General features: G+C 61.9%; 15 protein-coding genes, 1 tRNA gene and 1 pseudogene. 6 read left to right on the top strand and 11 right to left on the bottom strand.

Annotation, left to right across the window (positions count from 1 at the left end; translation table 11 throughout):
* A partial coding sequence (locus tag CAK78_RS17390; RefSeq protein ID WP_141214201.1) for an IS5 family transposase occupies positions 1-489 on the bottom strand: 489 nt, incomplete at its 3' end.
* Between the two features lie 31 nt (positions 490-520).
* On the bottom strand, positions 521-1,480 hold the full coding sequence (locus CAK78_RS17395) for a hypothetical protein (RefSeq protein ID WP_094698105.1): 960 nt from the start codon (positions 1,478-1,480) through the stop codon (positions 521-523).
* A gap of 488 nt (positions 1,481-1,968) precedes the next feature.
* Here CAK78_RS17395 and CAK78_RS23400 point away from each other — a divergent pair.
* Positions 1,969-2,031: pseudogene (locus CAK78_RS23400) on the top strand (DUF4113 domain-containing protein); the annotation flags it as partial.
* Between the two features lie 111 nt (positions 2,032-2,142).
* On the opposite strand, the gene CAK78_RS17405 reads toward CAK78_RS23400, so the two are convergent.
* A tRNA-Thr gene (locus CAK78_RS17405) sits at positions 2,143-2,218 on the bottom strand.
* 85 nt (positions 2,219-2,303) lie between these two features.
* Complete coding sequence (locus tag CAK78_RS17410; protein WP_094698106.1) at positions 2,304-3,044, bottom strand: phosphatase; 741 nt, start codon at positions 3,042-3,044, stop codon at positions 2,304-2,306.
* Positions 3,045-3,512: 468 nt separating this feature from the next.
* Here CAK78_RS17410 and CAK78_RS17415 point away from each other — a divergent pair, with 468 nt between their 5' ends.
* The 4 genes from CAK78_RS17415 (at position 3,513) to CAK78_RS17430 (ending at position 10,835) form a co-directional block, all read left to right on the top strand.
* On the top strand, positions 3,513-4,166 hold the full coding sequence (locus CAK78_RS17415) for a TetR/AcrR family transcriptional regulator (RefSeq protein WP_094698107.1): 654 nt from the start codon (positions 3,513-3,515) through the stop codon (positions 4,164-4,166).
* A 48-nt stretch (positions 4,167-4,214) separates the two neighbouring features.
* Complete coding sequence (locus tag CAK78_RS17420; RefSeq protein ID WP_005298724.1) at positions 4,215-6,539, top strand: acyl-CoA dehydrogenase; 2,325 nt, start codon at positions 4,215-4,217, stop codon at positions 6,537-6,539.
* Between the two features lie 171 nt (positions 6,540-6,710).
* Entirely contained in the window at positions 6,711-9,773 is a 3,063-nt protein-coding gene (locus CAK78_RS17425) for an efflux RND transporter permease subunit (protein ID WP_094698108.1), read from the top strand.
* 15 nt (positions 9,774-9,788) lie between these two features.
* On the top strand, positions 9,789-10,835 hold the full coding sequence (locus CAK78_RS17430; protein WP_094698109.1) for an efflux RND transporter periplasmic adaptor subunit: 1,047 nt from the start codon (positions 9,789-9,791) through the stop codon (positions 10,833-10,835).
* Positions 10,836-10,901: 66 nt separating this feature from the next.
* Here CAK78_RS17430 and pyk read toward each other — a convergent pair whose 3' ends face one another.
* Together pyk and CAK78_RS17440 are read right to left on the bottom strand one after the other, a co-directional pair.
* Positions 10,902-12,341, bottom strand: coding sequence for a pyruvate kinase (gene pyk, locus CAK78_RS17435; protein WP_005298729.1), 1,440 nt, complete (start codon positions 12,339-12,341; stop codon positions 10,902-10,904).
* Positions 12,342-12,504: 163 nt separating this feature from the next.
* On the bottom strand, positions 12,505-13,359 hold the full coding sequence (locus CAK78_RS17440) for a MurR/RpiR family transcriptional regulator (protein WP_005298732.1): 855 nt from the start codon (positions 13,357-13,359) through the stop codon (positions 12,505-12,507).
* Between the two features lie 349 nt (positions 13,360-13,708).
* Between CAK78_RS17440 and glk the strand changes: the two genes are divergently transcribed.
* Positions 13,709-14,677, top strand: a complete 969-nt coding sequence (gene glk, locus CAK78_RS17445; RefSeq protein WP_094698110.1) for a glucokinase — start codon at positions 13,709-13,711, stop codon at positions 14,675-14,677.
* 297 nt (positions 14,678-14,974) lie between these two features.
* Here the strand turns inward: glk and CAK78_RS17450 are convergent, their stop codons facing one another.
* The 5 genes from CAK78_RS17450 to CAK78_RS17470 all read right to left on the bottom strand — a co-directional run bounded on the left by CAK78_RS17450 (position 14,975) and on the right by CAK78_RS17470 (position 22,777).
* Entirely contained in the window at positions 14,975-16,357 is a 1,383-nt protein-coding gene (locus tag CAK78_RS17450; RefSeq protein ID WP_176452842.1) for an ATP-binding protein, read from the bottom strand.
* The gene (locus CAK78_RS17455) at positions 16,357-17,031 is read right to left on the bottom strand and encodes a response regulator transcription factor (RefSeq protein WP_176452843.1); all 675 of its coding nucleotides are present in this window, start codon (positions 17,029-17,031) and stop codon (positions 16,357-16,359) included. The genes CAK78_RS17450 and CAK78_RS17455 overlap by 1 nt, the downstream gene beginning before the upstream one ends.
* A 234-nt stretch (positions 17,032-17,265) precedes the next feature.
* On the bottom strand, positions 17,266-19,350 hold the full coding sequence (locus tag CAK78_RS17460) for a type I secretion system permease/ATPase (RefSeq protein ID WP_254924816.1): 2,085 nt from the start codon (positions 19,348-19,350) through the stop codon (positions 17,266-17,268).
* A 2-nt stretch (positions 19,351-19,352) separates the two neighbouring features.
* The gene (locus tag CAK78_RS17465; RefSeq protein ID WP_094698112.1) at positions 19,353-20,717 is read right to left on the bottom strand and encodes an HlyD family type I secretion periplasmic adaptor subunit; all 1,365 of its coding nucleotides are present in this window, start codon (positions 20,715-20,717) and stop codon (positions 19,353-19,355) included.
* Positions 20,714-22,777, bottom strand: a complete 2,064-nt coding sequence (locus tag CAK78_RS17470; RefSeq protein ID WP_303396022.1) for a peptidase domain-containing ABC transporter — start codon at positions 22,775-22,777, stop codon at positions 20,714-20,716. Before CAK78_RS17470 ends, CAK78_RS17465 begins: the two co-directional genes overlap by 4 nt.
* Positions 22,778-23,189: the final 412 nt, after the last annotated feature.

Below are 23,189 nucleotides of genomic sequence, written 5' to 3' on the forward strand. Positions count from 1 at the left end.
CTCGGGGTCACGCTCTCCCCGCTTGTTTTTGGTGGAGTTGGGGGCTTCGATGATAGTGGCATCGACCAGCGTGCCTTGCTTCATCATGATGCCAGCGTCACAGAGCCACTGGTTGATGGCCTCGAATAGTTGGCGTGCCAGTTGGTGCTGCTCCAGCAGATGCCGGAAATTCATGATGGTAGTGCGGTCAGGGATAGCCTGGTCCAGGGAGAGTTTGGCAAACAGACGCATTGAGGCAATTTCGTAGAGTGCGTCCTCCATGGCGCCGTCGCTGAGGTTGTACCACTGCTGCATACAGTGAATGCGGAGCATGGTATCGAGTGGGTAGGGACGACGCCCGTTACCAGCTTTGGGATAGACGGGTTCGATGACCCCCAGCATCCTTGGCCATGGGAGCACAGCCTCCATGCGAGCCAAGAATATCTCTTTACGGGTTTTACGGCGTTTGCCATTGAACTCGCAGTCCGCGAAGGTGAGCTGGTGACTCATGCTGAACCTCATCCCTGATGCCAAGTGGGGTTCATGATCTCACATCAAGGACTTGTTCGCACTTTCCCTCGTGCACTACATCCACGTTGGGCGTGACATAATCACGGATGAATTGCGCAGGGTCACAGGTATGAATATCTTCGATGGGTAACAAGTCTCGAGTGTCCATGCGCACGTACTCGGCCAGACCGCCATGAAAATACAGCGCCCGGTCAACCCCCAGGCGATGTTGCAGGAAGGCGGTGTAGTTGAGCGTGATCGCCCGTACGCCATCCGGGATGCTGCCGTAAAACGGCAAGGGGTTGGCTTCATGTGCTACCAAAACTTCGTTCTGCTTGGCGACTAGGTAAGCCCAAAGCGACCAAGCGATATACAGGTAGTTCTTGATGTCGGCTGATTTTTCGTTATAGAAGCCGAGGAATTTCTCTATCAACAGCGTTTCGATGTTCAACATATCTGAACCGAGAGCTACTGCCACTTCGTGGCGGTCACCGCTGAGCCCCATCTTGAGCGTTCGCTTGAGCACGGTCTTGAAGGTATCGGACAACGACAGCTTGTGGATGTCGAGGATCGAGTCACTGTCGATCAGGTCGTCCGCATCTTTTGGAAAGACCTCACGGATTAGCTGTTCGGTTTCATCGTCGAGTTGGCTATGTTCGGCAATGGTTGCCAGCTTGTTGAACAAACGAATGATAAGGTCACCGTGTTTCCTAATGGTCTCCTTCTCGGGGGGAAGTTCAGCAATGGCGGCCTGTACGCGCAGCACCATGGCTTTCTGCTCGTGAGGCTCTCGGGTAGCAATCTTGTCTACTGCACGAGCGATCATGTTGTTAAAGCTGAAGCGCAGCCCTGGAAGCATGTTACGTAATGCTTCGTCCACTGACTTGCCAGGCCCATCTAGATAACGAGTTACATCGGCGAGCAGAGTATTAGCCAGAGGGAAATCAATACCTGATGTACGGTCAACGCCTGCACCGGTGATCAACAGCATGTTTGTTTTTCCTTATCTATGATTTGCGATGAAAACATTCGCTCTCGCAATGCTGGCAGCAGTATCACCCAGGTTGACCCCCTAGGCCTTGAGCACAGCAACTCCGACTTGCAGGTGGAATGACTTGTTATTAAATGGATAGTGGTGGCACTGGCTCTTCGAGCTTGCTGGAACCGCCGATAGACAGAGGCTGGTTACAATCAACCATACCTAGGAATTCCCAACCGTTTCCAAACAGACCTTACTCAAGGTTGGCTCAGAATTGCAGAAACGATGAATACCGGTCATACAACGGTTCATGCCAGATGCTCTATTACCTATCTAAGCTATTGATTTTAGTAATGTAACGCAATTGCAGCTTGCAATTGATGAGTCCGATCTCGCTCTTGGCTTTTAACACAATAGTGTACGGATTTAGGAGACCGCATTTCTCTAGCCCGATCTATATCGTGAAGCTTGGCCCAATGACGCGTTGCTAGAAGTAGGCTAATCAAAAGCACCTGAGCCCTTGTTATACCACCCGCTGGGAGGACCTGCCGGTAGCCAGGTAAGTGGATACCGTAATGTTCCTACCGTTTGCTAGATGTGGTACCCCACGTGGTACCCCAAGCCAAAAAGCACAAAGAGCTAGCTTCTCTTAGAGGCTAACCCTTTGTTTTATATGGTGCCGATAAGGGGGATCGAACTCCTGACCTTCGCATTACGAATGCGCTGCTCTACCAACTGAGCTATACCGGCGTGCCACTAGATTCCTGAAAACCCGGGGGCAAGTCAATGAGCTGCACTCGGTTTTATGAGTGAGCTCATGGAGTTACGGCCAATGTCAGAGGTCGGTGAACTCCGGAATATGGGCCCGGCCGCGGCTCTCGAGAAAATCGAGCAGGGCACGGGGGGAGCGCGCCAGGATCCGCTCTTCGGGGAAGCCGGCCTCGGTTACCAGCCGGTGGCAGTGCTCGAAATCTCCGAGGCTGAAGGCCACGTGGGAATCTGAGCCGAAGGTGAGGTAGGCCCCCATGTCCCGCGCCGCCTCAACGATGGCGCGGCAGTTGCCTTCACTGCCCGGGCGGGAGTGGCTGAAGGAGGAGTTGTTGAGCTCCAGCGCCACCCGATACTCTGCCGCCGCCTTGACCACCGCCTGGATATCGATGGGGAAAGCGGGATTGCCGGGGTGGCTTATCATGTCGACCCTGCCGCTCTTGATGGCGTTGATCATCGCCTGGGTGTGGGTGGCCTGATCGCAGGGGGGAAATACCGGTTCGTGAAAGCCCGCCATGATCATGTCGAGGCGCGACTCGTAGCGCTCGGGGAAGTCTATCTCGCCGTCGATGTTCTTGATGTTGGCTTCGATGCCGCGCAGGATGCCGACCCCGTCGACCACCCGTGGCAATACGTGCAGATTGACGAAGTGCCAGAAGTGGGGGGCATCCGCCATATCGGGGCCATGATCCGTGGTGGCGAACAGCTTGATCCCCTTTGCCTTCGCGATGGGCAGGTAGTCGTGAATGGTGCTGTAGGCGTGGGTGCTGGCGACGGTGTGGGTGTGGGTATCGACCGTGTACTTCATCTTATCTTCCCCTCTGGCGTGAGGGGCCAGCATAGCAAAGGCGGCGGGTCGAGACCATGTGGTGGCTTGTCATTCTTTGTCACAAATTGGGGGTCGGCTGACAAAGTTTGAACACGCTTGGCGGCCATGATGGATGCATCGATGAAAGCCTGAACTCGCATCGATGGGTTGGATCAGGATGGTGCAACCTCATTTCCCCGACGTCGCGCCCTGCGACGGTTTTTTTTGCCCGTTTGTCAGCGTTCTGGGTGGCAGCAGGATAAAAAAATGCCCAACTAGCATGGAGCAGGTTGGGCGAGACTTAATGTTTAATTGCAGTGGCATAGATATAGAGTCCGATTCGTCCGTGAAGTTCCCGCCTTGTTCCCCATTTTCATGAAAAACATTTCACTAACACCTGTTCACATTCTCTTGACACAAAAGGTTGTGAAACGTACTTTTTAAACATTCGTTTAAGTGAGGTGTCCTGTGAGTAAAATCGATACCAAAAACCGCATTCTCGATGCCGCCGAGGTGTTGTTTGCCGAACGGGGGGTCGCCGATACCTCTTTGCGTCTGATCACCAGCGAGGCGGATGTCAACCTGGCCTCGGTGAACTACCACTTCGGCTCCAAGAAGGAGCTGATCCAGGCGGTGCTCGATCGCTATCTGAGCCTGTTCATGCCCGAGCTGGATGCACGTCTGCATACCCTGATGGCGCAGGAGCAGCTGACCCTGCTGCAGGTGTTCGAGAGTTTCGTCGACCCGCTGATGAAGCTGGTGGCGGTGCGCACCAATGGTCCGGCCATCTTCATGCAGCTGCTGGGACGCGGCTACATCGACAGTCAGGGCCACCTGCGCCGCTTCATCACCGCCCATTACGGCCCCATTTTGCAGCGGATCACCCAGGCCATCTCCAAGGCCAATCCGGAGTTGTCGCCGGCGGATCTGTTCTGGCGGCTGCACTTCACCCTGGGCACCGTCGTGTTCACCATGGCTTCGGCCGATGCGCTGCGCGATATCGCCCAGGCCGATTTCGGCCAGCAGCTCGATGTGGAGGGGCTGGTACGCAACGTCATTCCTTATCTGGCGTCCGGTGTCGGGGCGCCCGTGGAGTCGACCAGGCTCTCCCTGGCCGTGTAACAACCAACAATAAATCAACGGAAACAGTGAAATAGAAGGAACTTGAGTATGATCACATTGCTTATCCTGCTGGTGCTGGCGATAGCCGTCGTGCTCGGCGTGCCCTCCATCCGTAAAAAGGTGGTCACCCGCCCGGTGTTCGGCATCTTCAAGAAGATACTGCCGCCCTTGTCTGCCACCGAGCGGGAGGCCATGGAAGCTGGCTCCGTCTGGTGGGATGGGGAGCTGTTTCGCGGCAACCCCGACTGGAAAAAACTGCACGGCTACGGCAAGGCCGAGCTGACGGCAGAGGAGCAGGCCTTCATCGACAACCAGGTTGAAACCCTGCTCGCCATGGTCGATGACTTCAAGATCGTCAACGAAACCAAAGATCTGCCGGAGCCGGTCTGGGACTATCTGAAGAAGGAAGGCTTCTTCTCCCTGATCATCCCGAAATCCTACGGCGGCCGCGAATTCTCGGCGATCGCCAACTCCACCATCGTCACCCGCATCGCCACCAAGAGCCTGAGCGTGGCGGTTACCGTCATGGTGCCGAACTCCCTCGGCCCGGGCGAGCTGCTGATGCACTACGGCACCCAGGCCCAGAAAGATTTCTGGCTGCCGGGGTTGGCCAATGGCAAAGAGGTACCCTGCTTCGCCCTGACCGGGCCGGAAGCGGGCTCCGATGCCGGCGCCATCCCGGACAAGGGGATCGTCTGCAAGGGGATGCACAAGGGTGAAGAGGTGCTGGGTATTCGCCTCAACTGGAACAAGCGCTACATTACCCTGGCCCCCCGTGCCACCGTGCTGGGGCTGGCGTTCAAACTCTATGACCCGGAAAAACTGCTGGGTGACAAGGAAGAGCTGGGCATCACCTGTGCGCTCATCCCCACCAGTCACCCGGGCGTGCGGGTCGGCGATCGCCACTATCCCATGGGGCTGGCGTTCCTGAACGGCCCGACCTTCGGCAAGGATGTGTTCATTCCGCTCGACTGGATCATCGGCGGCCCGGATTACGCCGGTCGCGGCTGGCGCATGCTGGTGGAGTGCCTCTCCGCCGGGCGCGGCATCTCGCTGCCTGCCCTTGGCACCGCCTGTGGTCACATGGCGAGCCGCACCGTCGGCGCCTACTCCTACGTGCGCAAGCAGTTCGGCATGTCCATCGGCAAGTTTGAAGGGGTGCAGGAAGCGCTGGCCCGCATCGGCGGCCTCACCTATCAGCTGGAAGGGGCCCGTCGCATGACCGCAGGTTCCCTGGACTTGGGTCAGGCACCGGCCATCGTCACCGCGATTTCCAAGTACCACATGACCGAGATGGCGCGCCAGATCATGGATGATTCCATGGACATCCACGCCGGCCGTGCCATCCAGCTGGGCCCGAAAAACTACACCGGCTACGCCTACATGGGCATTCCGGTGGCCATCACGGTGGAAGGGGCCAACATCCTGACCCGCAACCTGATGATCTTCGGGCAGGGGGCTACCCGCTGCCACCCGTACGTCTTTGCCGAGCTAGAAGCGGCGGCCGACACCGACGTGGAGCGCGGTCTCGAGAAGTTTGACGCCCTGCTGATGAAGCACATCGCCTTTGGCGCCGGCAACTTCTTCGGCTCCCTGTTCCAGGGGCTGACCCTGGGCCAGTTCAACAGCGCGCCGGTGGCCGGTGAAACCGCCCGCTACTACAAGCAGCTGTCCCGCATGAGCAAGGGGCTGGCCCTGTGCGCCGACGTCTCCATGCTGATGCTGGGTGGCGATCTCAAGCGCAAGGAGATGATCTCCGCCCGTCTGGGTGACGTGCTGAGCCACCTCTACTTGGCCTCTGCCACCCTCAAGCACTACGAGGATCAGGGCCGCATGGTCTCCGATCTGCCGTTCGTGCAGTACGCGGTGGAGCGCAACCTCTACCTGATTGGCAAGGCGTTCGAGGGCTTCTTCCAGAACTTCCCGAACAAGGTGGTGGGTGCCGTGCTCAAGCGGGTGGTGTTCCCGTTCGGCGTCGGTTACAAGATGCCGGCCGACGATCGCTGCCACGCCATCTGCCTGGCCATGATGAAGCCGGGTGAGTTCCGCGACCGTCTGACCGCCCTGTGCTATGTGGGCAAGGACGAGGCGGATCCGGTCGGTCTGATGGAGCGTGCCTTCCAGGCCATGGTCTCTGTGCAGCCCTACGAGAAGAAACTGGTGCAGGCCCAGAAAGAGGGCAAGCTGCCTCGCAAACTGGCCCTGCCGGAGCTGGTTGCCGCGGCCCTGTCTCAATCCATCCTGAGCAAGGACGAGGCGGACAAGCTGCTGGCCGCCGATGCCCTGCGCTACGAGGCGATCCAGGTGGACAACTTTGCCCCGGGCGAGCTGGAGGGGTTATCCCAGCAAAATCCGGTGGTGCACGCCGCCTGAGAGAGCACTCGCTCCTGAATCTGAAACCGGCCGATATGGCCGGTTTTTTTGTTTGTTAACCATGCATTTACAACCTCGATTAATTCCAGTTTAATGCAATGGCCCCCCCCCCCTTGGGGCAGGAAGCAAGGCCAGCGGAATGGCCGACAACAACAAACTCAGGAAGAGTGAATGAATCTCGCCAAAACGGCGATCGAACGTCCCATCTGGGTGGCGGTCTCGATCGTGCTGATTTTTCTGCTGGGCCTGCTCAGCATCCGGGGGCTGCCGATCCAGCTGTTTCCCGACATCGATCGCCCGCACCTCAACATCTCGGTGGACTGGCGCTCGGCCTCACCCCAGGAGATGGAGTCGGAGATAACCGACCCCATCGAGCAGGAGATGCAGGGGGTGCAGGGGCTCAAGAATCTCACCAGCAACAGCTTCCCCGGCTTCACCGAGATCGATCTGGAGTTTGCCCTCGGCACCGACATGCAGCGGGCCCAGCTTGACGTCATCTCCCGCCTGAACCGGGTCTCCGGCCTGCCGGACAAGATCGGTGGTCCCTACGTCAACAACTACAGCAGCAACGACACCCTCACCTTCTTCTTCATCCAGCAGCTGCCCGGCGCCAAGGGGACTATCGACGATCACCAGGCGCTGATCGAGGCGCGGATAAAACCCGAGCTGGAGCGGATTCCCGGGGTGTCGACGGTCGACATCCAGGGGATCAACGAGCGCCAGATCCAGATCCGCTTCGACCCCTACCGCGCCGCCGAGCTGGGGGTGGAGATCCCGGTACTGGCCAGTCGGGCCAGCACCGGCTGGGACGTCTCCGCCGGCACCCTCGACATCGGCCGCTGGGAGTACAAGCTGCGCTTTGCCGGCCGCTACGACGTGGCGACCCTGGGAGACAAGGTGGTGGACTGGCGCGACGGTCTGCCCATCTATCTGCGGGACGTGGCGGAGATCCAGCTGGCCCTGGAAGAGAATCCGGTGCTGCGCATCCAGAACGGCAACACCGCCATCGCGGCGCAGATCTTCAAGGAGAGCGGGGCCAACGCCCTGGCGGCGCTGGAGGCGATCAAGCTCAAGGTGGGCGAGCTCAACCGCGAGGTGCTGGAGCCGGTCGGCCTGCATATGGAGCAGTCGTTCGACGCCTCCCTCTACATCAACCGGGCGGTGAGCATGGTAACCGCCAACCTGGGGCTCGGCGTGCTGCTCTCCTGCGCCATCCTCTGGGTCTTCCTGCGTCGGCTCAAGGCGACCCTGATGATCGCGATCGCCATCCCCATCAGCATCATGCTCACCTTCTGTTTGCTCAAGGTGCTGGGACGCACCCTCAACGTCATCTCGCTGGCGGGCATCGCCTTTGCGGTCGGCATGGTGCTCGATGCCGCCATCGTGGTGCTGGAGAGCATCTACCGGCGCCACGAGCGAGGGGATCTGAGCAAGGGGGAGGCGGCGCTGGAAGGCGCCAGCCGGGTGTGGACCGCCCTGGTGGCCTCCACCCTGACCACGGTCGCCATCTTCCTGCCGGTGCTGCTGCTCAACGACGTGGAGGGCCAGTTGTTTGCAGACCTTGCGCTCACCATCGCCTGCGCCGTCACCGTCTCCATGCTGGTGGCGGTGACCGTGCTGCCGGCGGTGGCGGCGCGCTGGATGGGGCGCGAGCGGCTGACTGACCCCTATGAGGCGCTGTGGCAGGGTACTACCCGCCACGTGATCCGCTTGACGGCAACGCCCCGCCGGCGCTGGACCCTCATCACCCTGATGATGAGCCTGCCGGCGCTGGCGACCTGGGCCCTGTTGCCGAAGATGGACTACCTGCCAGACGTGAAGCGCGACGCGGTGGATGTCTGGATGAACTTCACCCCGGGCTTCAACCTGAAGGCCCAGCGCGAGGAGGTGATCGACACGCTCATCGCCAGACTGGATCCTTATATGAAGGGGGAGCAGGAGCCGGCTCTCAAGAACTACTACATATTGCGCTACCCTGGCGGCGCCCAGATCGGGGTGCGGCCGAAAGAGGAGGACCAGATCAAGGTGCTGGAGCAGCTGTTGATGAAGCAGTTGCTGGTGGGCATCCCCGATACCCAGGTGTTTGGCGGCCAGGGCTCGCTGTTCGGTGGTTTTGACAGCGAGAACGGCATCTCCCTGCTGCTGCAGGGGGGCGATCTGGCCGAGCTCTATCGGGCGGCGCGGGCCGCCATGGCCATCGTCAAGCAGGATCTGCCGGGGGCACAGGTCAGGCCGCAGCCGGATCTCGATTTCACCGCCCCCGAGCTGCGGCTGGTGCCGCAGGACCGGCGCCTCGCCGAGGTGGGCTGGGATCGCACCCCCATGCCCGCCATCATCCAAACCTTCGGCGACGGCCTGCGGGTCGGCGAGTATTTCGACGGGGAGGAGCGACTCGACATCATGCTGATGGGGCAGACCTCCGCCAACCCGGACGAGCTCAAGGCAGTGCCGCTGGCGACCCCGTCCGGGCGCATCGTACCGCTCGGCGAGCTGCTGCGGGTGGAGCACGACATGGGGCCGGCCAGCATCTTTCGGGCCGATGGGCGGCGCAGCATCAGCCTGCAGATCTCGCCCCCGGCGGGGATGAGCATGGAGCAGGTGCTGGACACCCTGCAGAGCAAGAGTTTTGCCGCCATCCGGCCGTTGCTGCCGGCCGGCGGCGAGCTGCGGGTCTCCGGCAATGCCGACAGTCTGCAGCAGGCGCTGGGAAACCTGGGGGCCATCTTCCTGTTTGCGGTGATGATCCTGCTCATCCTGTTGTGGGGGGTCTTTGCCTCCCTCAAGGATGCGGTGCTGGTGCTGCTGACCCTGCCGCTCGCCACCGTCGGCGGTGTGCTGGCGCTCTACCTGAGCGGCCTGCTGGTGCCGTTGCCGATGGATCTGCTGACCATCATCGGCTTCGTCATCCTGCTGGGGCTGGTGGTCAACAACGCCATTCTGCTGGTGCACCAGACCCGCACGGCGGAGCGGGAGGGAATGAGCCGCCAGCAGGCGGTGGCCGATGCCTTGCAAAGCCGGATGCGGCCCATCGCCATGACCAGTCTCACCAGCATCTTCGGCATGCTGCCGCTGATGCTGAGCCCGAGCGAGGGCAGCGAAATCTACCGGGGGCTGGCCACCGTCATCGTTGGCGGCATGAGCTGCAGCACCCTCTTTACCCTGATCCTGCTGCCCGCCTTCCTGCGGCTGGGTGAGCGGGTCGACGTGCCGCAGGCCATTCGGCAGCGGGCCTGAGCAAGGAGCTCATCGATGACACACGGTTTTACAAGGATGGTTGTGGGCGCGGCGCTGCTGGCGGGGGGCGTGTTCCCCGCGCTGGCACAGGGCAAGATGGTGACCCTGGCGGACGTGACCCGGGGGGAGGCTGCGGCCAGCATCTGGGTCAGCGGTACGGTGGCGAGCCGCCAGCAAGCGGCGCTCAGCGCCGAGGTGAGCGGCCGGGTGGAGTGGATCGCCGAGTTCGGCAGCCGGGTCAGCAAGGGGGATGAGCTGCTGCGCCTCGACAGCGCGGCGCTGCGGCTCTCGCTGGAGCAGGCCCAGGCCGAGCAGGCCAAGTGGGAGAGCAACGTGCGCTTCGCCCGCGCCGAGTTTGGCCGGCTGGTGACCCTGCATCGCCAGAAGAGCGCCTCCCAGAGCCAGTATGACAAGGCGCGCTACGACGTGGAGCAGGCTGAACTGGCCGAGCGGCTGGCGCGGGTGCAGGTGCGCCAGATTGAGGAGCAGCTGCGCAGAAGCCACATCTTCGCGCCGTTCGACGGGGTGGTGAACAACCACTTCATCCAGCCGGGGGAGCATGTGGATGCCGGCGAGCAGGCGCTGGAGCTGGTCAACCCCGATCAGCCCGACATCCGCCTGCAGGCCCCCATCGTCTGGGCCGGCCAGCTGGCGCCCCAGACCCGGCTGCGGGTGGAAGGGGATCAGCTCAGCGGCCACGGGGTCTACTACCAGCGGGCGGCCAGCGCCGATCCCAAGTCGCGCCTCATCGAGCTGCGCCTTAAGCCGGAGGGGGGTCGCTTCATCATCGGCTCGCCGGTGCGGGTGGCACTGCCGCTGGCGGAGCAGCAGACCATGCTGTTGCCGCGCGATGCCCTGGTGCTCAACACCGAGGGGAGCGTGGTCTATCAGGTGGAGCAGCACGGCGAGGAGCTCAAGGTGAACCGGGTGCCGGTGACCGTGCTGTTCGGCGACAGCCGGCAGGTGGCGGTGAGCGGGGCGCTCAAGCAGGGTGACAGGGTGGTGGTGCGCGGCGCCGGCAGCCTGCAGGATGGCGACAAGGTAGAGCTGTTTCGCGGCTGATATTGCTTGGTCACCATGAAAAACGGCTCCCGCAGGAGCCGTTTTTGTTGCTGGCAGGAGGGGCGATTACTCGACCATCATCACCTTGCAGGTGTTGGTGCTGCCGACGGTTTCCATCTTGTCGCCGTGGGTGAGCAACACCATGTCGCCGCTTTGCAGCAATCCCTTGGCCTTGAGCACGTCCAGCGCGTCGCGGCACACTTCGTAGACCGGCTTGGTCTCGTCGCCGTCGAACAGCACAGGGGTGACGCCGCGGTAGAGGTTGGTCCAGGCCAGGGTCTTGTTGTGCGGCGACAGGGCGAAGATCGGCAGGCCGGAGCTGATACGGGACATCAGCAGTGGGGTGGTACCAGACTCGGTCAGCGCCACGATCGCCTTGACCCCTTCCAGGTGGTTGGCTGCATACATGGTGGACATGGCGACCGCTTCTTCCACCGAGGTGAAGGTGTAGCTCATGCGGTGGTTGGAGACGTTCAGGCTCGGGTGCTTCTCGGCGCCCACGCAGACGCTGGCCATGGAGGTCACGGTTTCGATGGGGAACTGGCCGGCGGCGGTCTCGGCGGAGAGCATCACCGCATCGGTCCCGTCCAGCACGGCGTTGGCCACGTCCATCACTTCGGCACGGGTCGGCAACGGCGCGTTGATCATCGACTCCATCATCTGGGTCGCGGTGATGACCACCCGGTTCAGGCGACGGGAGTGGCGAATGAGCTTCTTCTGCACGCCGACCAGCTCGGGATCGCCGATTTCGACGCCCAGATCCCCACGGGCCACCATGACGGCATCGGAGCCGAGGATGATGTCTTCCATCGCCTCGTCGGTGGCGACGGTCTCGGCGCGCTCGACCTTGGCCACGATCTTGGCGTTGGAGCCGGCTTCGCGGGCCAGCTCGCGGGCGTAGCGCAGGTCATCGCCGCAGCGGGGGAAGGAGACGGCCAGGTAGTCCACGTTCATGCGGGCGGCGGTCTTGATGTCTTCCTTGTCTTTCTCGGTCAGGGCCGGGGCGGAGAGGCCGCCACCCTTCTTGTTGATGCCCTTGTTGTTGGAGAGCGGACCGGCCACGGTGACCGTGGTGTGGATGCGGGTGCCTTCGACCTGCTCCACTTTCAGTTGCACGCGGCCGTCGTCCAGCAGCAGGATGTCGCCGGGCACCACGTCATTGGGCAGGCTCTTGTAGTCGATGCCGACCTGCTCCTGGCAGCCTTCACCCTTGCCGAGGGCGGCGTCGAGGATGAATTTGTCGCCGATGGCCAGATAGATCTTGCCGTCCTTGAAGGTGGATACGCGGATCTTGGGGCCCTGCAGGTCGCCCATGATGGCGACGTGACGGCCCAGCTTGGCGGCGATGTCACGCACCTGGTTGGCGCGCAGGATGTGGTCTTCAGCAGTGCCGTGAGAGAAGTTCATCCGCACCATGTCGGCGCCGGCACGGATGATCCCCTCGAGGATCCCTTCGCGATCGGTGGCCGGACCGAGTGTGGTTACAATCTTTGTACGTCTTGGCATGAAAGACTCCAGTTTTGAAGTTGATATGACTTGAGATACTGCCCCGTCAAGCGCATGACCCATTGCACCCGCTTGCAAGCCATCTGGGTGGCTTTTGTTACTAAATTACAATACTACACCAAGGAAGGTGGCAGAGACAGCCGGGGGCCGGGGCCCCCGTTGTTCACGAAGAGTGGGGTGTATCAAAGCGGGATTCGCGCAAACCTTCTTTGACTTTCTTCAGGTTTTCGCGAAATTTCATGCCGCGGCGCAGGGTGAAACCGGTCGCCAGCACGTCCACCAGGGCGAGCTGGGCGATGCGCGAAGCCATCGGCATGTAGACGTCGGTGTCTTCCGGCACGTCCATGGAGAGCACCAGGTTGCACTCGCGCGCCAGCGGGGAGTCCTTGGCGGTCATGCCTATGACGGTGGCGTCGTTTTCACGGGCCAGCGCGGCAATCTCCACCAGCGCCTTGGTGCGGCCGGTGTGGGAGATGAGCACCACCACGTCCCCTTCGCTGCTGTTGATGCAGCTCATGCGCATCATGACGATGTCGTCGAAGCTCACCACCGGGATGTTGAAGCGGAAGAACTTGTTCTGGGCATCGCGGGCGACGGCGGAGGAGGCCCCAAGGCCGAAGAAGCTGATCTTCTTGGACTGGGTCAGAATGTCGACGCAGCGATTGATGGCCGAGATGTCCAGGCTGTTCTTGGCGGCATCGAGGCAGGCCATGGTGGATTCGAAGATCTTGGCGGTATAGGTATCGGGCCCGTCTTCTGCTTCCACGTGGCGGTTCACATAGGGCGTGCCGTTGGCCAGGCTCTGGGCCAGATGCAGTTTGAAATCGGGAAAGCCCTTGGTATCGAGCCGGCGACAGAAACGGTTGACGGTCGGTTCACTGACGTCAGCCATCTTGGCGAGGGTGGCGATACTGGAGTGGATGGCCGTCTGTGGGGAGGCCAGGATGACCTCGGCGACTTTACGCTCTGATTTACTGAAACTTTCCAAATTATTAGTAATTTTATCAAGGGTATTCATCATCACCACCAGGCGTTTTTGTAATTTAGCTTCAGTGTCTTTGCACTAAATTCATGGCTAAGCAGGTTTCCAATCAACTTGATGACTATACAAGACAAGCTCTTATCGAAACTAATCTCGGCCCTGCAAAGTATGACTCATGTCTAATTATTTCGTTGTTTTGGTTACAAACTTCCAGTCATTCCGTGAAAGCGCTTACAAATGTTGCAAAGCAACAACACTGTGAGCGGGCGCACAGTTGCACCCATCAAACGCGCCGCAAGGGGAGGGGCTCGGGTAGAATTGGCTCCAAATAATAAGTGCGGGACGGTAACTGCCGCCCCGACCCCAGTAACGAAGGAGTTGTTTTATGCAGCATACCCATGCGCTGGTCGGCGACGTAGGCGGCACCAATGCCCGGTTGGCCCTGTGCGAGCTGGCAACCGGCACCATTTCCCGGGCCAAGACCTATTCCGGGCTGGCCCATCCCACTCTCGAAGCCGTGGTTCGCCTCTATCTGGATGAGCACAAGGTGCAGGTGGGCGAAGCCTGCATCGCCATCGCCTGCCCCATCAATGGCGACTGGGTCGCCATGACCAACCACAGCTGGGAGTTCTCCATCAGCGAGATGCAGGCCAGTCTGGGGCTGACCCGGCTGCAGGTTCTCAACGATTTTACTGCCGTCTCCATGGCGGTGCCCGTGCTGGAGGAGAGCGATCGCATCCAGCTGGGTGGCGCGGCCCCCGTGGTCGGCAAGCCCATCGCCATCTACGGGGCCGGCACCGGCCTTGGCGTCGCCCACCTGGTGCAGGCGGGTGAGCAGTGGCTGAGCCTGCCGGGCGAAGGCGGTCACGTGGACTTTGCCGCCAACAGCGAAGAGGAGGATGCGGTGCTGCAGGTGATGCGCGCCGAGCTGGGCCACGTCTCGGCCGAGCGGCTGCTCTCCGGCCCTGGACTGGTCAACATCTACCGCGGTCTGGTCAAGTCCGATGGCCGCGAGCCGCAGGCGTTCGAACCCAAGGACATCACCGAGCGCGCACTGGCGGGCGAGTGCCTGGACTGCCGTCGCACCTTGAGCCTGTTCTGCGTGCTGATGGGCCGTTTTGCCGGCAACCTGGCGCTCAACATGGGCACCTTCGGCGGCGTCTACATCGCCGGTGGCATAGTGCCGCGCTTTCAGGAGTTCTTCATCGGGTCGGGCTTTCGGGTGGCCTTCGAGGACAAGGGGCGTTTCAAATCCTATCTCAAGGATATTCCCGTCTTTCTCATCACCCATGAAGGGCCGGGCCTGCTCGGCGCCGGCGCCTACCTGCGCCAGTCGCTGGGCATCAAGTTGTAAGCAACGACAGGGCGGGTGACGCAATGGCCATGGTTCAGCCTTGATTCAGTGACCATGGCGTAGAGTGTTCCTACGTACTCAAGAAGAGAGGGCGCCATAAGGAATTGGGACTTCTCTTCATCCGCTGGGTGCGTTTGTCACCTGACAAGCCTGAACTGTTTCACCGGCCCTTGCGGCCGGTTTTTTTATGCCTGCGGCTTGCTGGCGGGATGGAGATGCCGTCCTTTGCGAAAGGATGAGTCGGTGCCGCAATGCAGTGCGCCTGCCGGCTGGCAGGCGCACTGGGTAGGGATGGCCTCAGGGCAGGTCGAGGGTGAAGCGGGCGCCGCCGAGCGGGGACTCGTCCACCATGATCTGGCCGCCGTAGCTGTGCACGATTTCGGTGACCACTGCCAGCCCGATCCCCTGACCGGAAGAGCTGTCGGCGCGTACCCCGCGCTGGAAGATCTGCTGCGACTTGCCCGGGTCTATGCCGGGGCCGTCGTCCTCGATCTCGATGCGCAGCCGGTCGAGTCGGCGGCTCACCGTCACCTTGATCTCGCTGATGGCGAACTTGAAGGCATTGTCGAGCAGGTTGCCCATCAGCTCCATCAGGTCCCCCTGCTCGCCGGCAAAGAAGACGTCGTCATCGAACTTGAAACGGGTCTGCAGCTTCTTGTGGCGATAGACCTTGGCGAGGCTGGCCAGCAGCTTCTCGATGAGGGGCACCGGCTCGGTCCCCTTGCTGGCGAGGCGCTTGCGACCCGCAACGGCGCGGCGCAGCTGGTACTGGATGATCTGATCCATGGTCAGGATCTGCTCATTGATGTTGTCGTGGATGTCGTGTCCCAGCTTGACCTCCTGCGCCGTTATCTGGATCAGCGCCAGCCGGGTTTTCAGGCTGTGGGCCAGGTCGTTGAGGGCGTGCTGGTAGCGCTGGGTCTGCTGGCGTTCGTTCTCCAGCAGCTGGTTGACCGACTCGGTCAGCGGGGTCAGCTCCCGCTCATAGTCGTTGGAAAGCGCTTCCCGCTTGCCGGCCCGGATCTCGTCCATCTGGCGCGCCATGGTGCGCAGGGAGCCCAGGCTCCAGAAGCTGGTGAGCAGCAGCAGGGCGCCAAGCATCAGATAGGCCAGCAGGGCCTGGCGGATGCACTGGTAGAGGTAGTCACGGGTCTGCAGCAGGTAGCGCTTGGCCGAGTCGACCATCACCACGTAATAGGTGGTGGGGCCGTCGCCGTGGTTGCGCAAGAAGCGCAGGCTGTAAAGGAAGTAGCTCTCGCCATTCTTGATGGTATGGCGTTTGAAAAAGTAGTCCTGATCCAGACCGCCAAGGTACTTCATCAGATCCTCGCAGATGGTGTCCTTGGCCTGGATCACCTCCGGCATGTGCAGGCTGGACCAGCTCAGCTGGCCGTCGGCCCGGCAGATCAGGGTGTCCAGGTTGGGGTCGACGGCATCCGGGGTGATGCGGCCCAGATCCGTGAAGGCATGGGCATCCGGCATCTTGGAGGAGAACAGCTTGGAGAGGTTCTCCTGCATGCGGGTGCTGGCCTTCTGGGCCTGCTCCTCGGTGTGACCCAGATAGAGGATGTAAACCGCAAAGGCCATGATGAGCGCGATGACCAGCATGGCGCTCAACATCAGTTTGACGTGCAGCGAGCGGTGGATGAAGCGCACGGGGCGCGGCAGACGAAAGCCCATCAGCTGCACGACAGGTTGAAGATGTAGCCCTGGCGACGGATGGTGGAGATGGGCTGGATGAGCCCCTCCGGATCCAGCTTCTTGCGCAGCCGGCTCACCATCACCTCGATGGTGTTGGGGTCCCCCTCGCCGTCGCCGTAGAGCTGATCCAGCAGCTGCTGCTTGGAGACCACCTGACGGGCGTTGCGCATCAGGTATTCGAGGATCAGGTACTCAAAGCTGGTGAGCACCACCGGCGTGCCGGCGATGGTCAGCTCCTTGCGGGAGAGGTCCAGCTCGTAGTCGCCAGCCTTGACCTTGGGAGAGATGAAACCGGCGCTGCGGCGCACCAGGGCGTTGAGGCGGGCCAGCAGCTCGTCCTTCTGGAACGGCTTGACCAGGTAGTCGTCCGCCCCCGCTTCCAGTCCCTCCACCTTGTCCTGCCAGTTGCCGCGGGCGGTCAATACGATGATGGGGAAGGGGATCTGCTGCTCGCGCAGCTGGCGGATGAGCTGCAGACCGTCCATGTCCGGCAGGCCCAGATCGACGATGGCCACGTCGATGGGGTAGTCGGCGGCGTAATGCAGTGCCACCTGGGCGCTCTCGGTGCTGTGCACCTGATTCTGGGCCTCGGTCAGCAGGGTGGTGAGGTGGTGATTGAGCAGCTTGTCGTCTTCGACCAACAAAATTTTCATAAGGTGCGCGATCATGGGGATCCAGGCTGTCAATTAGAGGGCTTATGACGGGGAGAGTCAATCCGGATCCTAACAGCCACGCCTGTATCGGGACTGAATCAGCCCTCCATTATTTACAACCCCATCATTAACCTGTGCGGGTGGACTGCTCCGCCTCATCACCTGTCTGCTGGCGCCACAGCCTGGCATAGAGTCCCTCGCGAGCCAGCAGTTCATGGTGGCTGCCCGACTCCACTATCTGCCCGACTCCACTATCTGCCCCGCCTCCATCACCAGGATGCGGTCCGCCTCGCGCAGGGTATTGAGGCGATGGGCGATGCTGATGAGGGTGCGGCCGCGGCGGATCGCCGCCATGTTGGCCATGATGGCCGCTTCCGACTCATAGTCGAGGGCCGAGGTGGCCTCGTCGAGCAGCAGGATCCTGGGGTTGACCAGCAGGGCGCGGGCCAGGGCGATGCGCTGGCGCTGCCCGCCCGACAGGCGGGCTCCCTTCTCTCCCACCTGTTGCTCAAAGCCCTGGGGCAGCTCGCGAATGAAGGTGAGGGCGCCGGCCAGCTGCGCCGCCTGCTCCAGCTCGGCCTGAGTGGCATCGGGGCGGCAGATGCGGATGTTGTCGGCGATGGTGCCGGAGAAGAGCACGCTCTCCTGCAGCACCACGCTCATGTTGCGGCGCAGGGAGACGGGATCGGCGATGGCGAGATCCATGTTGTCCACCAGCACCTGACCATGCTGGGGCACATAGAGCCGTTGCAGCAAGCGGGTGAGGGTGCTCTTGCCGCAGCCGGACGGACCCGTGATGCCGATGAACTGCCCCGGCTCGATGGCGAAGGAGAGGTTGGCCAGCACCTCGGGGGCATCCGGCTGGTAACGAAAGCGGATGTGGCGAAACTCGATGGCGCCCTGAAGGGCTGGCACGGAGGCGAGCCCGTGGTTGCCATGCTCCGGCGCCTCGTCGAGGATGTCGCCGACCCGGCGCAGGGCGATCAGGGTGTGCTGAAAATCCTGCCACACCTGGGCCAGCCGCAGCACAGGCTGGGTGACGTGACCGGCCAGCATGTTGAAGGCGACCAGCTCCCCCGGGCTCATGCGGCCGTTCAGTACCTCGCCGACTCCAAGCCAGAGCAGCAGGGCGGCAGTGAGTTTTTGCACCAGGTCGATGCCCTGGCCGGCCGCCAGCCCCACCTTCCTGGCCTGAAAACCGCGCCTGAGCTGACGCGCCAGCAGGCGTTGCCACTCCTGATAGAAGCGGCGTTCGGTGGCGGTGGTCTTGATGGTTTCGATGCCGGTGACCGCCTCGGTCAGGAAGCTGGTAGCATCGGCATCCGCCTGATACTCCGCCTCGACCTTCCTGCGCACCAGGGGGCCTATCAGCAACCAGAGCAGGAAGTAGATCAGCAGCGAGCCCAGCACGCAGGCGGTCAGGCGCGGGGCATAGTGAAACATGACCCCGACGAACAGCAGAATGAACAGCAGATCCAGCACCAGCATCAGGGTCGAGCCGGTGAGGAACTGGCGGATCTGTGCCATCTCCTTGACCCGGGCGATGATCTGGCCGGTCTGACGGGTCTTGAAGTAGCCGATGGGCAGGCCGACCAGATGGCGATAGAGCTTGCCGGAGAGCTCGGCATTGACCTGGTTGGCCAGGTGGCCGAACACCTGGCCGCGCAGAAAGCCGTAGAGCGGCTCGGCGCAGGCCAGCGCCACCATGGCCAGAGCCAGCACGTGCAGGCTGCCGAGGCTGCGTCCCACCAGTACCTTGTCGATGATGTTCTCGAACAGCAGCGGGCTGGCGAGGGCGATGAGTTGCAGCAAGATGGCGAAGCAGAATACGTCCCGCAGCTGTTTCTGCTGGCGCAGCACCGCCGGGCTGAACCAGCCCAGCCCGAATTTGACCTCTGCCGGGGTGAGATCCTGCTGGGCCAGCAACAGAAAGTGCCACTGCGCCGCCTCGGCCTGGCTCGGCAGCGGCTGCAGGCTGCTGGTGCCGCTGGCGGGATCAAACAGCTGCCAGCCCTCTGGCGTGATGGCGGTGATGGTGTACCAGCGGCCATCCCGCTTGAGCAAGGCCGGCAGCGGCAGCGCCGCGAGCGGGCAGCCCGGCCCCTGCGACAGGGCGCTGCGCAGGCCAAGGTGGGCGGCGGCTTCCCGCACGGTCAGGTCGGGTGGTGCCAGATCGCAACCCAGGGCGTGGGCCAGCTGCTCGGCATCGGCGGTCAGCATCAGTTGATGGGCCGCGTGGGTGAGGGCGGCGAGGGCGCCATTGGAGATGGGGGCTGGCTCGTTCACGGGGGCCTCGCGGGCCGGCAAAGCGTGTGTCATTGTCATCGCTCCCGCAGCGCCTCGGCCTGATACTCGCGGATCGGGCTCAGCAGATAGTCGATGACCCGGCGCCGGTCGGTCTTGATCTCCGCCACCACCGACATGCCCGGAGTGAGCCTGACGGGCTGGTTGTCGATCAGCATCTCGTCCTGGCTCAGCTTGACCCTGGCGGCAAAGACCAGTCCCAGCTGCTCATCGGCGGTGGCGTCGCGCGACACGCTCATCAGCTCGCCATCTATGGTGCCGTAGCGGGTGTAGGGGAAGGCGTCCACCTTGATGCTCACCGCCTGCCCCTCGTGCACGAAGCCGATGTCCTTGTTGAGGATCTTCACCTCGGCGAGCTGCACCCCCTCGTTGGGCACGATCACCAGCAACTGCTGGGCCGGCTGCACCACGGCGCCCTGGGTGTGGATGGCCAGCTGTTGCACCGTGCCGGCCACGGGGGCACGGATCACCTCCAGGTGCTCTCGCTCGCGCAGCTTGGCGAGCTCCTGCTCGATGGCGGTGAGCTGCAACCTGGCCTGCTGGCGCTTCTCGATCCACTCCCTCTGCTTCTGTGCCTTGAAGCCGGCCAGCCGCTCCTGCAGGCTCTGCTGCTGGGATTGCAGCACCTCGAGCTCCGCCCGCTGCTGGGCGAGCTGGCGCTGGGTCTCCAGCAACTCCTTTTCCTGCTCCAGATACTCCACCCGGGAGATGGCCTGGGACTGGCTCAGGGTCTGACGGGCCTGCAAGCGGGGCCGGATGTTGGCCAGCAGGGTGGTGAGGGAGGCCATGTCGCCTCGTCTGGCGGCCTGGTTGGCCTGGTTGACCCCGAGCTCGGCCTGCAGGTTGTTGAGGGTGCTGTGAAATTCGTGCAGCTCGCTCTGGTAGTTCTCCACCAGCGCCAACTGCTGCTCCGGGGTGAGCCTGACATAGTCCGGATGCTGGTCGGGAGCCTGATCACGGTAGAGCGCCTGGTAGCGGATCAGCGTCTGGTACTGGAAGGCCTGCTGCTGGCGCAAGCGGCTCAGATCCTGGCTGACCCCCAGGGTATTGAGGGTCAGCAGCGGCGCATCGGCGGCCACCACCTGACCGTCTTCCACGTGGATGGTCACCACCCTGGCCTGCTCGTAGGACTGGATCAGCTGGCTGCGGCCAAGCACCAGCAGACGGCCGCTGGCGGTGGCCTGGATGTCGAGCTCGCCCCAGCAGGCCCACAGCAGGGTCAGCAGCACGCCGGCACTGAGGCTCAGCGCCGTGATGCGGGCAAAAGGAGAGGGGGGCGTCTCGGCCAGCGCTAGGTGGGCTGGCAGAAAGCCGTAGTGGGTATCCGCCTGCCGGGGTGGGCGAGGTTGGCGAAAGCGGGCCAGCCAGGTACGCAGATTCATGGGGTCTCCTCGTGCAAGTCCTGCTGCAGCCGCCACAGCCGGGCGTAGTGCTCTCCTCGCGCCAGCAGGCTGGCATGGTCGCCCTGCTCCACTATCTTGCCGCGTTGCAGGACTATGATGCGGTCGCACTGGCGCACGGTGGAGAGACGGTGGGCAATGGTGATGACGGTGCGGCCGCAGGCGATCTGGCGCATGTTGCGCTGGATCAGGGCCTGCGACTCATCGTCGAGGGCGCTGGTGGCCTCGTCGAAGATGAGGATCCTGGGGTCGGCCAGCAGGGTGCGGGCGATGGCGAGGCGCTGGCGCTGGCCGCCGGAGAGCGAGCTGCCCCCCTCCGCCAGCACTGTGTCATAGCCAAGGGGCAGCCGCAGAATGAAGTCGTGGGCGCCGGCCAGGGTGGCGGCCCGGATGATCTGGTCCAGGCTGGCATGGGGCACCGACTGGGCGATGTTGTCCCGTACCGACTTGTTGAACAGGTGGTTCTCCTGCAGCACCACCCCCATCTGCTGGCGCAGGTGGTGGAGGGGAAGCTGGCGGATGGGCTGGCCGTCGATGAAGATCTCGCCCTGCTCGGGCTGATAGAGGCGCAGCAGCAGCCTGGCCAGGGTGCTCTTGCCCGAGCCTGAGCCGCCGACCACCCCGAGCGTTTCACCGGGCGCTATGGTCAGGGAGAGATCATCGATGATGAGGGGGGCGTCCGGCTGATAGCGAAAGCGCACCCGCTCCAGTTGAATGGTGCCGGCACTCACCTGACCCGCGCCGTCACGCTGATGCTCGGGGGGGAGGTTGAGCATGTCACCCAATTTGTCCACCGCGATCCGGGTCTGGATGAACTGGCCCCACAGCTCCACCAGCCGTGACAGGGGCTGGGCCACGTGGCCGGCCATCATGTTGAAGGCGATGAGCTGGCCTATGGTGAGCTGCAGGCTGATCACCTCGCTCGCACCGAGCCAGAGCACGCCGGCGCTCACCAGTTTTTGCAGCCACATGACACCGTGCTGGGAGGCGTTGTTGAGCTGCTGCACCCGGTAACCGGCGGTCACCATCTGGCTGGTCTGCTCATCCCAGCGCCGCACGAAGCGCGGCTCCAGCGCCAGGCTCTTGAGGGTCTCGGCGCCGGCGACCGTCTCGTTCAAGAAGGCGGTGTTGGCGGCGGCGTGGCCGAACTGCTGTTCGACCGCTTGCTGCATGCGCGGGGTGATCCACCAGGCGATCAGCACATAGGCTGGGATGGAGAGCAGGATCACCAGAGTCAGCATGCCGGAGAGGCTGGCCATGACCGCCAGGAAGACGAACATGAACAGCACGTCCACCGTCAGGGTGAACATGGTGCCGGTCAGGAACTCGCGGATGGTGTTGAGCTCCTGCACCCGGGTCACGATGGCGCCCACCTGGCGGCTCTTGAAATAGAGCAGGGGCAGGGCAAACAGGTGCTGCACCATGCGCAGGCCGAGCTGGATGTCGATCCGGTTGGCGGTGTGGGCGTACTGATACTCCCGCAACCCGCGCAGGCAGACCTCCACCAGGGCGGTGATCAGCAGCCCGAACACCAGCACGTCCAGCGTCGACCAGGCCTGATGCACCAGCACCTTGTCCATGACGACCTGAAAAAAGAGCGGGGAGATCAGCGCCAGGAGCTGCAAGACCAGTGAAAAGAGCAGTATCTCCCCCAGCAGCCGCTTTTGCTGCAGGAAGGCGGGAATGAACCAGCGGATGTCAAAGCGGCTCTGTTGCCTGCGCACTTCATAGACACGCCCGTTCCAGCGAGCCAGCAATTCCTGCTGGCCGATGATCTGCGGGTTGCCGACGGCGGGGTCCAGGATCAGGGCCTGTTCCCCCTGGCGCTGGGCCAGCACGAAGGGGGAGCCGCTGTCACTGAGCAGCACCAGGGGGAGCGTCTGTTTGGCGAGTTTGCGGGGAGCAATGTGACGTTGGCGGATCCGGCTGTCGGTCTGCTGCTGCAGCCTATCGACAATAATATCAAAGGGTTCGTCTGGCGTGATATCTATATCTTTAGGGGGACAGCCCAATAATCCGGTAATAATCTTCAAGCATGCCAAAACAGACTCGTCAGGCGCAGTCATAATATACCCCGTTGCCGCGTTTAAACCCCTCCTGTTTATATGGGGCAAGGTGACCTGTTGCAGGCAGGGCGCGCATACTAACGAGCCGATAATTCCCTGTCAAATTTTATATACACTGACAAACTCCATAATAAATTATTGAATCCATATATCCTGACGTGTTCCAAGGAGGTGTGCCTATATTAACCTTAATGAGTTTATTGATATTTATTTTGACGTAATTACTCTATTTTTGAATCATTGTTTAATTGAACCGGTTAATATTTTCAAATATGGTAAATATAGCGAAAAATGAGATGTTAGCGCTATATTGATTTATCTTTGGCGGGATTTTTGTTTTATCTTATATTTATTGATAATGGAATTTATATGACAGAGCAGTTTGTAC

The sequence above is a fragment of the Aeromonas sp. A35_P genome, assembly GCF_002259925.1.
Classification (GTDB): domain Bacteria; phylum Pseudomonadota; class Gammaproteobacteria; order Enterobacterales; family Aeromonadaceae; genus Aeromonas; species Aeromonas dhakensis.

Excerpts from the sequence above, each read along its gene's own strand:
- CAK78_RS17395 (WP_094698105.1), bottom strand. The coding sequence starts at position 1,480 with ATGCTGTTGATCACCGGTGCAGGCGTTGACCGTACATCAGGTATTGAT.
- CAK78_RS17410 (WP_094698106.1), bottom strand. The coding sequence starts at position 3,044 with ATGAAGTACACGGTCGATACCCACACCCACACCGTCGCCAGCACCCAC.
- CAK78_RS17420 (WP_005298724.1), top strand. The coding sequence starts at position 4,215 with ATGATCACATTGCTTATCCTGCTGGTGCTGGCGATAGCCGTCGTGCTC.
- CAK78_RS17425 (WP_094698108.1), top strand. The coding sequence starts at position 6,711 with ATGAATCTCGCCAAAACGGCGATCGAACGTCCCATCTGGGTGGCGGTC.
- CAK78_RS17430 (WP_094698109.1), top strand. The coding sequence starts at position 9,789 with ATGACACACGGTTTTACAAGGATGGTTGTGGGCGCGGCGCTGCTGGCG.
- pyk (WP_005298729.1), bottom strand. The coding sequence starts at position 12,341 with ATGCCAAGACGTACAAAGATTGTAACCACACTCGGTCCGGCCACCGAT.
- CAK78_RS17440 (WP_005298732.1), bottom strand. The coding sequence starts at position 13,359 with ATGAATACCCTTGATAAAATTACTAATAATTTGGAAAGTTTCAGTAAA.
- glk (WP_094698110.1), top strand. The coding sequence starts at position 13,709 with ATGCAGCATACCCATGCGCTGGTCGGCGACGTAGGCGGCACCAATGCC.
- CAK78_RS17450 (WP_176452842.1), bottom strand. The coding sequence starts at position 16,357 with ATGGGCTTTCGTCTGCCGCGCCCCGTGCGCTTCATCCACCGCTCGCTG.
- CAK78_RS17455 (WP_176452843.1), bottom strand. The coding sequence starts at position 17,031 with ATGAAAATTTTGTTGGTCGAAGACGACAAGCTGCTCAATCACCACCTC.
- CAK78_RS17460 (WP_254924816.1), bottom strand. The coding sequence starts at position 19,350 with ATGACACACGCTTTGCCGGCCCGCGAGGCCCCCGTGAACGAGCCAGCC.
- CAK78_RS17465 (WP_094698112.1), bottom strand. The coding sequence starts at position 20,717 with ATGAATCTGCGTACCTGGCTGGCCCGCTTTCGCCAACCTCGCCCACCC.